General features: G+C 56.4%; 10 protein-coding genes and 1 pseudogene. 5 read left to right on the forward strand and 6 right to left on the reverse strand.

Going from position 1 to position 14860, the window contains the following annotated elements:
* Nucleotides 1–3 precede the first annotated feature (3 nt).
* The 6 genes and pseudogenes from F3I20_RS06820 to F3I20_RS06845 all read right to left on the reverse strand — a co-directional run.
* Nucleotides 4–1638: a TIGR04028 family ABC transporter substrate-binding protein gene (locus tag F3I20_RS06820; RefSeq protein WP_150037409.1), complete on the reverse strand. Its 1635-nt coding sequence runs from the start codon at nucleotides 1636–1638 to the stop codon at nucleotides 4–6.
* A 212-nt stretch (nucleotides 1639–1850) separates the two neighbouring features.
* Entirely contained in the window at nucleotides 1851–3080 is a 1230-nt protein-coding gene (locus F3I20_RS06825) for an MFS transporter (RefSeq protein WP_150011561.1), read from the reverse strand.
* A 77-nt stretch (nucleotides 3081–3157) separates the two neighbouring features.
* On the reverse strand, nucleotides 3158–5512 hold the full coding sequence (locus tag F3I20_RS06830; RefSeq protein WP_150037408.1) for a GNAT family N-acetyltransferase: 2355 nt from the start codon (nucleotides 5510–5512) through the stop codon (nucleotides 3158–3160).
* 1 nt (nucleotide 5513) lies between these two features.
* On the reverse strand, nucleotides 5514–6806 hold the full coding sequence (locus F3I20_RS06835; RefSeq protein WP_150011557.1) for a lysine N(6)-hydroxylase/L-ornithine N(5)-oxygenase family protein: 1293 nt from the start codon (nucleotides 6804–6806) through the stop codon (nucleotides 5514–5516).
* A 1-nt stretch (nucleotide 6807) separates the two neighbouring features.
* On the reverse strand, nucleotides 6808–8370 hold the full coding sequence (locus F3I20_RS06840) for a pyridoxal phosphate-dependent decarboxylase family protein (RefSeq protein ID WP_150011555.1): 1563 nt from the start codon (nucleotides 8368–8370) through the stop codon (nucleotides 6808–6810).
* A gap of 512 nt (nucleotides 8371–8882) precedes the next feature.
* Nucleotides 8883–9498: pseudogene (locus tag F3I20_RS06845) on the reverse strand (PTS transporter subunit IIC); the annotation flags it as partial.
* A gap of 311 nt (nucleotides 9499–9809) precedes the next feature.
* On the opposite strand from F3I20_RS06845, the gene F3I20_RS06850 reads away from it, so the two are divergent.
* The 5 genes from F3I20_RS06850 to F3I20_RS06870 all read left to right on the forward strand — a co-directional run bounded on the left by F3I20_RS06850 (nucleotide 9810) and on the right by F3I20_RS06870 (nucleotide 14855).
* Nucleotides 9810–10808, forward strand: a complete 999-nt coding sequence (locus tag F3I20_RS06850) for an MsnO8 family LLM class oxidoreductase (protein ID WP_150037407.1) — start codon at nucleotides 9810–9812, stop codon at nucleotides 10806–10808.
* A gap of 19 nt (nucleotides 10809–10827) precedes the next feature.
* Nucleotides 10828–11979 carry an amidohydrolase gene (locus tag F3I20_RS06855; RefSeq protein WP_150037406.1) on the forward strand — a complete coding sequence of 384 codons (1152 nt, stop codon included), beginning with the start codon at nucleotides 10828–10830 and terminating at the stop codon, nucleotides 11977–11979.
* An 80-nt stretch (nucleotides 11980–12059) separates the two neighbouring features.
* Nucleotides 12060–13373, forward strand: coding sequence for an LLM class flavin-dependent oxidoreductase (locus F3I20_RS06860; RefSeq protein ID WP_150037405.1), 1314 nt, complete (start codon nucleotides 12060–12062; stop codon nucleotides 13371–13373).
* Nucleotides 13374–13384: 11 nt separating this feature from the next.
* Entirely contained in the window at nucleotides 13385–14326 is a 942-nt protein-coding gene (locus F3I20_RS06865) for an ABC transporter substrate-binding protein (protein ID WP_150037404.1), read from the forward strand.
* Nucleotides 14327–14336: 10 nt separating this feature from the next.
* Complete coding sequence (locus F3I20_RS06870) at nucleotides 14337–14855, forward strand: GNAT family N-acetyltransferase (protein WP_150037403.1); 519 nt, start codon at nucleotides 14337–14339, stop codon at nucleotides 14853–14855.
* The last annotated feature ends 5 nt before the right edge of the window (nucleotides 14856–14860 follow it).

The following is a 14860-nucleotide window of genomic DNA, read 5'->3' on the forward strand; positions in this document are numbered from 1 at the left end:
CGGTTACTGTTTTTCCAGCCAGGCACCATAGAGCGCCGGACGGCCTACCGCTTCAAAACTGACCCCTTTCAGCCAGGGCGCGCCCGCATAAACCTGCGGTTCTTCAAAGATTGGAATCACATAGGCCTGGTCCAGCAGATAGCGCTGAACATCACCGGTCAGCTGCAGCCGTTTTGCCGGATCCACTTCGGAGGAGACGTCCACCAGCAGCTGATTGAGTTTGTCATCACGGAAGCTTTTTACTTTGTCGCTGGAGCCGCCTTTCTGCAGCAGGCTGTCGCGGTTAGCCGGGTAGAAACTGCTTTTGATCACGTCGGGATCGGCGCGGCCAACTTCCGTGACATTCAGCGGCGTTTTCAGAGGATCCAGGTTATCCAGCGTTTTACTGCCTGCATCACCGGCTTTGACGGTGAGGGCAACCCCCACCTGTCGCCACTGCTGGGCGACCAGTTGCAGGACCTCTTTGTTCTGCGGCTGCGGCAGGGATTCATAGACGGTCAGAGCCAGTCGCTGGCCCGCTTTTTCACGGATGCCATCTGCACCCGGTTTCCAGCCTGCCTGGTCGAGCAAGGTCTTCGCTTTCGCCAGATCAAACGTCAGTTTGTCCGCCAGGTTAACGTAGCCCGCAGCGGTGGTCGCGACGACCGAGGTTGCCTGCGGATAGTTGGGAGAGAAGAGGGTTTCAACCACCTGTTTCGAATTGGTGGCGTGCAGCAGCGCCTGACGCACCCGGATATCACTCACCAGCGGGTTGTCGGGGCGGAAGCTCAGGCTGTCGTTGACGCCCCGGGTCGGTGCGGCATAAACCGGGAAATTCTGATCTTTAGCCTGCTTCTCATCGTATGCCTGCACCTGACGGATCAGGCCCGCCTGTCCCGCCAGCAACGCACCAATACGCACGCTGTCCTCCGGCGTGACAATCACTTTAATCCCATCGAGATTAGCCGGACCCTGCTGCTTTATGTTTTTCGGGCCCCACTGGTACTCTTTGCGCGCCACCAGATCCACTTCACGACCGAGCTTCTCATCACTGACCACAAATGGCCCGGAACCAATGATATGCCGGGCATCACCCAGTTGATCGAAACTGCGTGCCAGAGTATTCAGCGACACCAGGCCGGAACCAATGGTGGCGGTGCCCTGCAAAAAGCCGGGGGAGGGTTTTTTGAAATAAAACTTCACCGTCAGCGGGTCGATCACTTCACTGTGATCATAGTTATTAATCACTTCCGATACCGGCAGGCGCAGCGCTTTATTTCCCAGCCCGTAAGTATCAAAGTTTTTCGCCACCGCGTTAGCATCTAATGGCGTGCCGTCGGAAAAAGTCACACCAGGACGTAATTTAAAGGTGTATTCGGTTTTATCGGCATTGGTGGTCCAGCTTTCCGCAATCCAGGGTTCAACCTGTAATGTTTCAGGATTCTGCCAGGTTAATTTATCGGTGATCTGATTGAGAATGCCGCCATTAGGGTAAAAGCCCCCGGCGGGCGGATAGAGATTGGTATGTGCCTGCTGTTCCAGATAAATCAGCGTGCCGCCTTTAACCGGCGCGGCGGCTGCATTGAAGGTGAGCGTCCCGGCAAGTAACGTAAAAAACAGCGTCTGTGCGCGTGGTTTAAGGGGGAATAACGTCGTCATGATAAATTCCTTTGTTATTAATTGCCTCAGCAGGCGGAATCATCATCGAATGACGCAACACACAGATAAAGTAACGATTTGGTCAAAGCTTATCTGAAAATAATAAATACGGGAGTGGGTGGGAATTTACAGATGTTCAAATTTACGGAATGGCAAATAAACATCTGCCATTCCGCGGGTTTATATTTTCTTAACGACCTGCAGTAGCGTCATTACAATTCGGCACACAACTTACGCTGTCCGGCACGCAGGAACGCACTCACCAGTCCCAGCCACAGCAGGCCGCAGATCAGGTTCACCAGGCTAAAGCCGCCGGTTCCAAAGCTGAAATACGCGATTTTGGCGGCTTCAATGCCCAGCGCAATAATCAGGATGCTCACCATGCCCAGCATTGCCGCCACGCTGCCTTTTCCGGCGCGGCTGGAAAACAGCGTCATGCGATACAGTCCGGCGTTAATCAGCCCGGTGCCGAAGCCATAGAGACTCATTCCGGCAGTGAGCCACAGATAGCTTTGCGGATCCAGCAGAGTAGCGACCACCGCAATGCTCAGTCCGCAGACCACTGGCCAGGCACCAAGCCGTACCGGCTGTTCAATCGGCAGACGGCTGCACAATCGTCCCAGCATCAGGTTGCCCGCAATCATCGCGGCAAAGACCGGCAGCTGAAGCAGGGCATAGTCGATGCGGCTGAGTTGCGCGCCGTGGATCAAAATCACGGGTGAAAGCGCCACCCAGGCGATGCAGGGTACGGTGACCAGGCCGATAGCCAGTGAACCACGCATCACCTGACGATCCTTCAGCAACGCCGCGTAACCGCTGATAATCGATCCCAGCGACAGCGGTTTCTGACGATCGCCCGCCGTTTCAGGCATCGCATACCACAGTCCGGCCAGCGCCAGCGCCGCGACAGCACCAATCAGCCAGAACAGGGTTCGCCACTCTCCCACGGTCAGAAAAGCCGCGCCCGCCAGCGGCCCGGCCAGCGGGGCCAGCAGGGCGACGTTGGCCATCAGCGCCATCATTTTAATGCTGAGCGACTCCGTGAACGCCTCCTGTACCGCCGCATAGCCTACTGCACCGATAAAGCAGAGGCTGATCCCCTGCAGAAACCGCAGCAGGACAAACTGCTCAATGCTTTGTACCCAGTGGGTCGCGATGCAGGAGAGCATAAAAAAAGCCACGCCGCTGAGCAGTACCGGACGCCGCCCGATGCGATCTGAGAGCGGACCCAGCAGCCACTGCAGCAGAATGCCACCGGCCAGATAAGCGGTGAGCGAAGTGGAAACCCACTCCGGCCCGACCTTAAATTCCTGGGTTACCAGCAGCATGCCGGGCTGGATCATGTCATGAGCGATATAGGTGGCGAACTCGAACAACACCAGAGAAAGCGGAAAGATCAGATGTCGTCGGGACAGCTGTGCCAGCGGTTGAAAAGAAGCCATTGAAGATTCCTGCAATAAAACCATTAAAAAAGCGGCCACCAGGGTGACCGCATAATTATCGAGTGACGGTGTAACGCTTAGCGCCAGCGGGCAATCGGGTTGACCAGCGTACCGGCGAACTTAAGGTTCTCGGCGGGATCGGAGAGATTGATCATCTGCTGGTTATTCGCCAGCTGCAGGCGGTTCAGGCAGGAGCGGGTAAACTCGGGCGCGAACATGTCATAGCGCGCGAACTTAGTCGCATGCTCCGGATGCGCCTGCTGATAATCCTTCACGCACTGCGCCACTGCCTGCCAGAAATCCTCTTCCGGCAGCGTCTCTGACTGGTCCAGAATCGCGCTGATAAAGCGGAAGATGCAGTCAAACACATCGGTGAAGATGGAGAGCAACTTAAGTTCTTCCGGCACTTCTACTGCCAGACGCTGCACGCCCTCCGGCAGCATCGCGTCCGGGTTCATCACGGCAATTTCTTCGCCGATATCCTTCATATAGGCGCTGACCGGCACGTTGTTCTCCAGTAGCATGATCAGGTTTTCACCGTGCGGCATAAACACCAGATCGTGCTGATAGAAGCAGTGCAGCAGCGGGCTGAGATAGCAGGTCAGATAGCGTTCGATCCACTGCTTCGCAGGTAAGCCGGAGTCCGCGATCAGTGCGGGCAACAGTGGCTGCTGGTGGTGATCGACGTGCAGGAAAGAGGCCATCGTCATCAGACGCTGGCCCGGTTGCAGGCTGGTGGCAGGATTATCCCGCCACAGCGCCGCAAACATCTTTTTATAGGCGGAGTCGCCTTTGATCGCCTGCTCATAGTAGCGGTTGTGATAGCCAACTGACGCGACTTCACGCAGGATGCGGAAATCACAGCGTTTCAGCCAGGCATCGCCCGCGACCAGCTGTTCCAGCCAGCCGTTTATGGCAGGTGTCGTCGCCATATAGTAGGGCGACAGACCGCGCATAAAGCCCATGTTAAGCACCGACAGCGCAGTTTTCACATACCGTTTTGAGGGCTGGCTGCGGTTAAAGAAGGTACGGATGGACTGCTGCGCCTGGTAAGCATCGTCGCCGGTGCCGAGATAAACAATATCGTGACTGGCAATATCGGCCGCAAACACGGTCAGCAGTTTGTTTTGCCACTGCCACGGATGTACTGGCATCAGGATATAGTCTTCAATCGCCAGCCCTTTGTTCACCAGCTGCGCATTGAACTGTTCCACGGTAGTGTCGCCCAGCTCATCACGCATCAGTTGCTCATAGCTCAACTCGTTGAGGCTGGAGAAATGGGCGTTGCGGCGGTGGACCGCGACCCAGATGAGCTGCACGGGCGCGGCGGCTTCCGGCGCATAGGCCAGATAGTCCTGTGCATCGAAGCCAATACGTCCGTTGTTGGCAACAAAGCAGGGGTGGCCTTCAGTCATCGCCGCTTCTACCGTCTGGAAATCAGCTGCGACCAGCGCCTGGCTGTCGGGATTATTCTTCTGCAGCTTATAAACGCTGCTGCACAGCGTGCTGCTGATCTCTTCCATGTAAGTCGCCAGCAGCGCCTGCGGAATCCCGATCTCACCGTTGAACTCCACGATAAACTTCAGCGCATCCAGCGGCAGCGCGCGACCGTTCTCCTGCTTGCGCAGGGAATCTGCGTCGATCTCCCAGTGATCCAGCGCCAGCCGCGACGCCCGGAAATGGTAAGTCGCTTCTCCGCCCGGCACCGCCAGCTGATAGCTGCCATTGCCCGTTTCCTGCGGCGCAATGATTTTTTCATGCGCGAACTCAGCAATCGCTTTGCGAATCAGCATGCGGTTTGCCTGCGCCCAGTGGTCGCCCGTCAGATGCGTGCCGTCTGTCAGTGATGAGAGGGTGTTCATGGTCTGCGACTCCTGCTGTAACGCGTGTTGATAATCTTCCCGCTGGCAAAAGGCCAGCCAGGCGGTTTTATGACCCATGTCGATGGTGTGCTGGTAGCGGAACCCGGCGCGCTTATTCAGTACGTGAATTTTTTCATTGCGCACGTCCGGCTCGACCACCACGCGCCGCACCTCGGGGCGGCTGAACATATAGTCCATCACCAGCGTGAAGACCTGCCAGCTGAAGGCTTTGATCGGCTGGCTGGCCGGGGCAATCAGAATGTGCATGCCGTAATCATCAGGCGCAGCCGGATAAAACTTGCCAACCTCGTCGTCACACGCGCGGTAGCACTCAATCAGGCAGACGGGCTGATCGTTGCAGCAGCCAATCAGCACGGCATGAGGATCGGATGCGGTCAGCGTCTGGTAGAACGTCGCGACCTGCTCTAGGCTCTGCTGCTGCATGCCCCAGAAGCGGGCGTAATCGCGGGTGACCCAGCTGTGGATTAGCGTCGCATCACTCTCCAGCATGGGTCTCAGGGTGAACGTGCCTGCAGGGCGATCGGCACTGAACAATGGTTGTGATTTCATCTCAGTGCTCCGATTTAGCCGGGAAGGTCTGGAAGGCGATCTGGCGCTCAATCGGGTAGACCTCGCGTCCGGTCAGTTCACGCAGCAGCACAGAGTTACGGTAGCAGGCCATGCCGAGATCCGGCGTGACAAAGCCGTGGGTATGCAGCTCGGCGTTCTGCACGAAGATCTGATTATGATGGTCGATGCTGTAGTTGCGCTGCACGTCGTAGCGGCCTTTTTCATCCCAGCGCAGGCGTGCGGTGATGCCCTCTAAAAACATCGGTGGCTGATAGTGATAGCCGGTCGCCATCACCAGTCCTTCGGTGCGACGGGTGAAGGTGCAATCCTGCTCCTCCTGATGCAGCGTCAACTCGAATTCGCCCTGCGGCAGCCAGCGCATCGCGGTCAGCGCGGAGTGGGTGAAGAGGTTGACGTTGAGATCACCGTCGAGCTGTTTCACATACATCAGGTCATAGATGTCATTGATTAAGCTGCTGTTGATGCCTTTATAGAGATTCTTATGGCGCGCATTCAGCTCATCACGGGTGGTGGCGGGCAGCGCGTGGAAATAGTCGACCCACTCCGGTGAGGTCATCTCCAGCGTGAGCTTGGTGTACTCCAGCGGATAGAAGCGTGGCGCGCGGGTGATCCAGTTGAGCTGATAACCAAAGCGGTCAATATCGGTCAACAGGTCGTAGTAGATTTCTGCGGCGCTCTGGCCGCTGCCCAGCACCGTAATCGAACGTTTCTGCTGCAATTCTGCTTTGTTAGCCAGATAGTGGCTGGAGTGCGTCAGGCGCTGGCGGTGCGGCTGGCTGCACGCTGGCATCCAGGCTTTTGGCCCGGTGCCGAGGACCAGATGACGCGCCTGATAGCGCTGTTTTTCACCACTTCGGGTGTCGGTCACCTGAAGATGATAGATCCCGGCGGGCTCATCATAGCTGACATACTCGACATGGCTGTTCCAGCGCAGATTAGAGAGTTTTGAGCTGGCCCACTGGCAGTACTGGTTATACTCTTTGCGCATCAGGAAGAAGTCTTCACGGATATAAAAAGAGTATAATTTTCCCTTTTCCTTCATGTAGTTGAGCAGACTGTACGGGCTGGTAGGATCGGCAAGCGTCACCAGGTCGGCCATAAACGGCGTCTGCAGATGCGCATTTTCCAGCATCATGCCGGTGTGCCAGTCAAAGCCCGGATTCTCATCCAGAAACAGACCATTCAGCCCCTCAACCGGCTCGCTCAGACAGGCCAGGCTCAGGTTGAACGGGCCGATGCCGATACCAATAAAGTCATAAACGGGATTATTCATTTCACATCTCTCCATGATTCGCCGCGCTCAGCGCAGAGGCACGCACCTGTTCGCGGCCATAGTGCGCAATCAGGCTCAGTACATCTTCAATGTCGGCCGTGGTCGTGGTGGGATTTAATAGGGTGAATTTCAGATACTGACGCCCATTGACTTTGGTGCCCGCAATCACCGCATTACCGGAACGGAACAGCGCTTTACGGATGGCAGCGTTGATCTCGTCAATCTGCGCATCGCTGGCATGTTTGCCGGGAACGTAGCGGAAAATCTGGGTCGTCAGTTCAGGCGCATGCAGCACTTCAATGGCAGGATGCGCAGTTAATCGCTGGTGCGCGGCCTGGGTCAGATCTATCAGCGTGTCGAAGGCGTCACCCAGCGCCGCGGGGCCCATCACGCGCAGTGTCAGCCACATTTTCAGGGCGTCAAAACGGCGTGTGGTCTGAATACTTTTGTTAACCAGATTCGGCGTGCCTTCCTGCTGAGCGCTAAGTGGATTCAGGTAATCTGCATGGTGCGTGACATGCTTCAGGTTTTGGCTGTCGCGCACAAAGAAGGCACCGCAGCTGACGGTCTGGAAGAACGATTTGTGATAATCGACAGTGACGGAGTCAGCACGCTCAATGCCGTTAAGCCGCGCGCGATGATTCTCAGAAACCAGCAGGCCGCAGCCGTAGGCGGCATCAACGTGCATCCAGAGACCATAATCGTCACAGAGACGGGCGATGTCGGGCAGCGGATCGATGCTGCCAAAGTCGGTGGTGCCGCTGGTGGCGACCACGGCAATCGGGATCAGCCCTTCATTGCGGCAGCGTGCGATCTCCTCTTCCAGACATTTTGCGTCCATACGGTAGTGGTCATCGTGATCAACGGCGATAACCGCGTCATAGCCCAGTCCCAGAATCGCCATCGACTTCTGAATACTGAAGTGGCTGAGTTTCGAGGTAAACACCCGCCACTTAGATGCCGTCTCCGGCAGGCCGCGATGCTTAATCAGATGCCCCGGATGATGTTCCGCGCACCAGCTGTCACGCGCCAGCAGCATCGCCATCAGGTTGGACTGGGTGCCGCCACTGGTAAAGATCCCATCCGATCCGGCAGGCAGACCAATACGGCCCAGCGTCCAGTCGATCACCTTCTGTTCAATCAGCGTGCCGCCGGCACTCTGATCCCAGGTATCAACCGAGCTGTTTACCGCCGCCATAATCTGCTCGGCCATCAGAGAAGGCAGCACGACCGGGCAGTTCAGGTGCGCCAGGTATTTAGGATGGTGGAACCAGACAGCGTCACGCAGATAGAGCTGACTCAGCTCTGCCAGCGCGTCATCGTTATTGCCCAGCGGACGATCGAGATCGACCTCGCTGAACTCCGCCGCCAGTTCGTGGGGCAGAATCCCGCTGAAAGGCTTCTCTACGCCAGTAACGGTGCGCGTCATCAGCGCCAGCACCTCCTGAGTCTGCTGCGACCAGGCCGCCAGTTGCTGATCGTTAAAAATAGCCGTTTCGGCTCCGCTGGCATTGGAGGCTGGCGCGAGGTCCAGTGCCGTCTGAGTGGATGAGCGTAAAAGCATTTTCAGTTCCTGTGCGTGAATACCAGTGACCCTGCCGACACAACGTCAGCAGCGTTAGAAATCCGCTCAACAACTCCAGTAAACATAAAACTAACTAACCAGATAAAAACCCTGACCATTACGTGGATTAGTGTTTTCATCCTAAAAAGAGAAAATACCGCATATTATTTGTGGATTTTGCAGCGTTTAACGCTTTGTTATATGCGGATGAGAGTGTAAATGTTAATCATTATCATTCAATTGTTTTGTTGTTAAATTTTATTTATTAGTATGTCTAATGTTGAAAGTGTGATTCAGATCACTTTTTGCGTTCGGAATAGTCCTCTTTTATGAGAAACCAGGACCGGTTTGAATCAGAAATGAGGGGTGCATTAGAGTTGTGCATTACCGTGTGGGTAAAACAAAGGAGGAAAACTGACATTAATCGATATCAGGATGGGCGTACTGCGGTCAGTCACTGTGGGAATACCGGAGGTTCGGCCAAACCGGTCGGTTAGTATTACAGTGCCTCATTACACTTCGTTCGTTTCAGCAGGAACCTTCTTTTTAGCCATGAAGTTATAAACCACTAGCAGACCAAAAATGCCGCTGATAATCAGGGTGATGGTTCCCTTATTCATAAAGTGCGCCATATTACCGAGCAGGATGCCTGTGACGCCAAAGTCTGTATCCGGGAAAGTGGTGTTGGTCAGTCCAGTCTGTCCGGGTACCGGCGACAGGGCGACAGGGCGACAGGGCGACAGGCAGGAAGGTGATCAACAGGCCATGAGCAAAGGCACCACAGATTGCTCCGCGTTTGCCGCCGGTTGCATTACCAAACACGCCAGCTGTCGCACCACAGAAGAAGTGAGGGACCACACCGGGCAGAATCAATACCCAATGCAGCTGACCCAGGACAAACAGTCCGACCAGGCCACCGACAAAGCTGGAGATAAAGCCAACCAGCACCGCATTCGGCGCATAGGGAAAGACAATCGGGCAATCGAGCGCGGGTCTGGCTTCTGGCACCAGTTTTTCTGAAAAGCCGGTAAAAGCCGGGACAATTTCGGCCAGAATTAAACGCACGCCCTGCAGAATGATAAAGACGCCAGCGGCAAAGGTAATGGCCTGAATGAAGGCGTAAACCAGCTAATCATATTCCAGAGGTTGTCTGACACATAATCTCTGATTAAATCAGACGCCCGCCTGAAAAAACATAAGACGATTTTCTGCATAACTTTGCCACGCGCTGGCTTTAAGCAGATGATCATCAGGTCAAGAAGAGCGTTAAACGCAAAATATCACCCGGATATCCAGCCCCAGCGCCTGATTATCTCCTGTCGACGTCATTATCTCCCCATTATGACGAATTCAATAAAGCATAAAACAATATGATGTTTTACCAATAATCGACTGCGCAGCACACTGGTCCGCAACCGGAATGAACAAGGACCAGGTGAATGGCATATCGACTAAGTCTGTTAGATAAAGCGCCCGTGCTGCAGGGCGAGTCGCCTGCAGCAGCACTGCAGCGCACGCTGCAGCTGGCGCAGTTAGCTGAGGAGTGGGGTTATCACCGCTTCTGGCTGGCGGAACATCACAATACTGCGCAGCTCGCCAGTCCTTCACCGGAAGTGTTGATTGCCTGGATCGTTGCCCAGACCCGCCATATTCGTGTCGGCTCGGGTGGGGTGATGTTGCAGCATTACAGCCCGTATAAAGTGGCGGAAAATTTTAATCTGCTCGCCTCACTGGCACCGGGCCGTATCGATCTCGGTGTGGGCAAAGCGCCGGGCGGACTGCCACTTTCTACCCATGCACTGCAACAGGGTGTCGATGCGGCTAAAAAAGGCAGCTTTGCCGAACAGCTTCAGCTGCTGGATAGCTGGCTTAAACATACACAGGTACAGCCTGATGACGAAGGTTTAGCCGCGACGCCGCTGCCATCACGTCCCGCTAACCGTTTTCTGCTGGGTGCCAGTGAAGAGAGTGCGCGGCTGGCGGCCAGTCTGGGCTGGCAGTTCGTCTTTGCAGCTCATATCAATGGCGACCGCCAGTTGCTGGAGCATGCACTGAGTACCTTCTCTCGCCTCAGTAACGGCCAGCGCGCACTGGTGGCTGTTCAGGTGGTGGTAGCCGACTCGCCCGCCCAGGCTGACCTGCTGGTTTCCACGCTGCGTCATTACCATGTGTCGGTGAAAGACGGGCCTGGCGTTAACGTCGCCAGTCTGGAACAGGCTGAGCGCTATGTGCGGCAGGGTGGATATCGCGATTATCAGATTGAGCCGCGCACGCCGTCACTGCTGAAAGGTACCGCAGCACAGGTTCATGCCCAGCTGGATGCGCTGCACCATAATTTCGACATTGATGAGTTCGTTATCGACACGCCGATTACCGAGCCGGTTGCCCGCCTGCAGTCACTGGAGTTGCTGGCTACACAGCATCTGGTTGCAGCCTGAGTCTGAGTGGAGAGTCATCATGAGCAATGCATCACAACTGATTGAATGGCGGCGTGAACTGCACACCTGGCCAGAGCTGTCGGGTCAGGAGTTCGCCACCACCGCCCGACTGCGGGGCTGGTTGCAGGCGGCGGGCATCCGGCTGCTCGACTATCCCCTTGAGACGGGTCTTGTGGCGGAAATTGGCAGTGGAGAGACCGTCATCGCCCTGCGCGCCGACATCGATGCCTTGCCAATCCATGAAGCGAGCGGTGTGCGTTTTCACTCCCGTCATCCCGGTGTGATGCACGCCTGCGGTCACGACCTCCATAGCGCTGTGATGCTGGGCGCGGCGTTACAGCTTAACGAACAGGCCGATCAGTTGCCTGGTCGGGTGCGCATCCTGTTTCAGCCTGCAGAAGAGATTGCACGCGGAGCACGCCAGTTTATCGAGGCGGGCGTGCTGGATGAGGTGCAGGCTATTTTCGGCATGCACAACGAGCCTTCACTGCCTGTTGGTACGTTTGCTACCCGCTGCGGGGCGTTTTACGCCAATACGGACAAATTTATTATTCGCGTCACCGGCAAAGGCGCACATGCCGCGTATCCGGAGCAGGGCGTGGACAGTATTGTCACCGCCAGCCAGATTATCCAGGCCTTACAGGGACTCACCAGCCGCAGCTTTAGTGCGCTGGACAGTCTGGTGCTGAGCATTACCCGCATCGACGGCGGCAAAAGCTGGAACGTATTGCCGGGCGGCGTGGAGTTTGGCGGCACGGCGAGAACGCACGATTTACAGCTGCGTGCCGAACTGGAACAGCGGGTGCGTACGCTGGTTGAGCACTTTGCTGAGGCCAATGGCGCGCAGGCGACCCTGAGCTGGCATCCCGGTCCGCCAGTGCTAATCAACGATGCGCACTGGGCAACCTTCAGCAGTGATGTCGCGCAGCAGGCAGGCTATCGGGTGCAGTCTGCCGAACTGCATCTGCTGGGTGAGGATTTTGCGTTCTATCTGCAACAGGTGCCGGGTGCGTTTGTCAGCATCGGCAGCGCCAGTGATTTTGGTCTGCACCATGCCAGCTTTACCCCGGATGAGGCGCTGATTGCCCCCGCCGCCGACTACTTCGCCCGACTGGCCCGCCAGGCGCTGCAACACCTCAATGCGCGATGTCGGGAAGCCATTCTGAACTGAATTCATCTGCAGTCCGTTTAAACACGGGGGTTCTGACAACCCTCGTCGGGCATCGCTACGACTAAAAAAGAGAGAGCATCATGACCACAAGACAACTTCGGCTGGGCACTATTCTGCATGGCGCGTCGGGAAACATGTCTGCCTGGCGCCATCCTGCGGCGCAGGCCGATGCCAGTATTAATCTGGAGTACGCCAAAAAAATCGCCCGCAAGGCGGAGCAGGGCAAGCTCGATTTTCTGTTTGTTGCCGACGGGTTGTTTATTAATGAGAAATCGATCCCGCATTTTTTGAATCGTTTTGAACCACTGACGCTGCTCTCGGCACTGGCGGGCGTCACAGAACATCTGGGGTTGGTCGGCACCGTTTCCACTTCTTACAGCGAGCCGTTCACCGTGGCACGTCAGTTTGCCAGCCTCGATCACCTCAGCGGCGGGCGTGCGGGCTGGAACGTTGTTACCTCGCCGCTGCAGGGTTCCGCCAAAAACTTTTCCCGCGAGAAACACCCGGAACACGCGTTGCGTTACCGCATTGCCGACGAGTATCTGCAGGTAGTGAAAGGCTTATGGGATTCGTGGGAGCAGGATGCCTTTGTACGGGACAAGGAGAGCGGGCAGTTCTTCGATCCGGCGAAGTTGCACACGCTCGATCATCATGGCGACTTCTTCCAGGTGCAGGGACCGCTAAACATCGCCCGCACGCCGCAGGGCCGTCCGATTATCTTCCAGGCAGGTGCGTCCGACGACGGTAAAAAGCTGGCGGCGCGTCATGCTGACGCCATCTTTACCCATCAGCCCACTCGCGAAGAAGCGCAGGCGTTTTATCAGGATGTGAAACAGCAGCTGGTAGCAAACGGTCGTCAGCCAGAGGATCTGCACATCTTTCAGGGTGTCAGCGTGATCGTGGGTGATGATGCGGAAGACGTAGAGCGCCAGTATCAGACCACGGCGGCGCTGGTATCGATTGCCGACGCGCTTAACTACCTCGGTCGTTTCTTTGACCACCACGACTTTTCACAATATCCGCTGGATCAGCCGTTCCCGGACATCGGCGACATTGGTCAGAACAGCTTCCGCAGCACCACCGACGAGATCAAACGCAAAGCACAGCAGCATAGCCATACGCTGCGCCAGGCGGCACTGGAAGCCGCAACGCCGCGTCCGCTGTTTCACGGCACGCCCGAAGAGGTGGCCGATGGCCTGCAGCTCTGGTTCGAAACCCACGCCACAGACGGCTTCATTATCAATGGCGGCACACCTGACACCTTTGAACGTTTTGTCGACCGCGTGGTGCCGATTCTGCAGGCTCGCGGCCTGACGCGCCACGACTACCCGGGCAGTACGCTGCGCGACAGCTTCGCTCTGAAACAACCCGTTAATCAGTTCACCTCACAATAAGAGCCCACGTCATGAAAAAAACATCGCGTCTTCTTGCCCTGCTTATTCTGACCGCCAGCAGCCACGCGCTGGCAGAAGGCACCAGCGTTTCCTATAACGGCCAGCGCGTCAGCCTGGAAGCCAATAAAGCGCCGATTAATACGGTGAAGAATCCTGACGCCATCGCGCAACTGCCCGCGGGGCATCACTTTGTGGTACCGGGTTCCTTTACCGTGGCCGTGGCGGCGCAGAACTCTCCGCCGCTGACGGTATTTTCCGATGACAACAAAACCCTGCTCGGCAGCGAGGTGGATATTGCCCGACTGGTTGCGGATAGCCTGGGATTAAAACTCAATATCGTGCCGACGTCGTGGGAAGGCTGGCCGCTGGGTGTGGCCTCGGGCAAGTATGATGCGGCAATCTCCAACATTACCGTGACTAAAGAGCGCAAAGAAAAGTTCGACTTCGCCACCTACCGCAAAGACTCGCTCGGCTTTTATGTCAAAACCAGCAGCCCGATTAAGTCACTGACCAAAGCGGAAGACATTGCCGGATTGCGGATCATTGTGGGATCCGGCACCAATCAGGAGGCGATTCTGCTGGCGTGGGATAAAGAGAATCAGGCAAAGGGTCTGAAAGGCTTTACTCCGATCTATGCGAAAGATGACGCCGCCCAGACGCTGGCACTGCAAGCGGGGCGGGCCGATGCCTGGTTTGGTCCTAACGTCATTGGTGCCTGGAAAGCGGCACTGACCGGTAAAACCCGGCTGATCGGCAGTGTGGATGGTGGCTGGCCAAAAGCGGCGCACATTGCCGTTACGGTGAAAAAAGGCAGCGGCCTCGCAGAACCGATCAGCACTGCGCTGAATGGCGTCATCAGCAATGGCGATTATCAGAAGGTGCTGAACCGCTGGGGGGAAGACGTGGAGCATATCGATCGTTCTGAAATCAACCCCGCCGGGCTGGGCGACTAAGGAGCTGAGCATGAGTGAATCGACTTTCCGCGAAGTTTCGCCCGAGGCCCCCGAGCTGCAACCGATTCTGGGTGATCTGTTTGGTGAATATTCGGCACGTTATGGCGACTTTTTCTCCCGCCGTAACGAGCAGGAGCAGGAGCTGACCGAATGGTATCTGCCGCCGCAGGGGCTGTTTATTGTGCTGGAGCGCGACGGCGAAATCATTGCGATGGGCGCTTATAAACCTTATGACCCGCAGACCGCTGAGCTGAAGCGTATCTGGACCCGCAGCGATCTGCGCCGCCAGGGGCTGGCGCTGGTGGTGTTGCAGGAGCTGGAACGGCGTGCGCTGCAGGCGGGCTATCAGCGGCTGTTTCTCACCACCGGCTTTCGCCAGCCGGAGGCGGTGCGGCTTTATACCGGTCACGGCTATCAGCCACAGTTCGATCTGAGCGGCGATCTGGAGCGTTACGGCCAGCCGCCACATGACGGGCGACTGCGTTTTATTAAAGTAATCGGCGTTTATAACGTCGCTGAGGCGAGTTAAGGAGG

This window comes from Candidatus Pantoea gossypiicola, from assembly GCF_008632075.1.
Lineage (GTDB): Bacteria > Pseudomonadota > Gammaproteobacteria > Enterobacterales > Enterobacteriaceae > Pantoea > Pantoea gossypiicola.

Coding starts and splice junctions, on each gene's coding strand:
- F3I20_RS06870 (WP_150037403.1), top strand. CDS start 14,337: ATGAGTGAATCGACTTTCCGCGAAGTTTCGCCCGAGGCCCCCGAGCTG.
- F3I20_RS06840 (WP_150011555.1), bottom strand. CDS start 8,370: ATGCTTTTACGCTCATCCACTCAGACGGCACTGGACCTCGCGCCAGCC.
- F3I20_RS06830 (WP_150037408.1), bottom strand. CDS start 5,512: ATGAAATCACAACCATTGTTCAGTGCCGATCGCCCTGCAGGCACGTTC.
- F3I20_RS06825 (WP_150011561.1), bottom strand. CDS start 3,080: ATGGCTTCTTTTCAACCGCTGGCACAGCTGTCCCGACGACATCTGATC.
- F3I20_RS06850 (WP_150037407.1), top strand. CDS start 9,810: ATGGCATATCGACTAAGTCTGTTAGATAAAGCGCCCGTGCTGCAGGGC.
- F3I20_RS06835 (WP_150011557.1), bottom strand. CDS start 6,806: ATGAATAATCCCGTTTATGACTTTATTGGTATCGGCATCGGCCCGTTC.
- F3I20_RS06855 (WP_150037406.1), top strand. CDS start 10,828: ATGAGCAATGCATCACAACTGATTGAATGGCGGCGTGAACTGCACACC.
- F3I20_RS06860 (WP_150037405.1), top strand. CDS start 12,060: ATGACCACAAGACAACTTCGGCTGGGCACTATTCTGCATGGCGCGTCG.
- F3I20_RS06865 (WP_150037404.1), top strand. CDS start 13,385: ATGAAAAAAACATCGCGTCTTCTTGCCCTGCTTATTCTGACCGCCAGC.
- F3I20_RS06820 (WP_150037409.1), bottom strand. CDS start 1,638: ATGACGACGTTATTCCCCCTTAAACCACGCGCACAGACGCTGTTTTTT.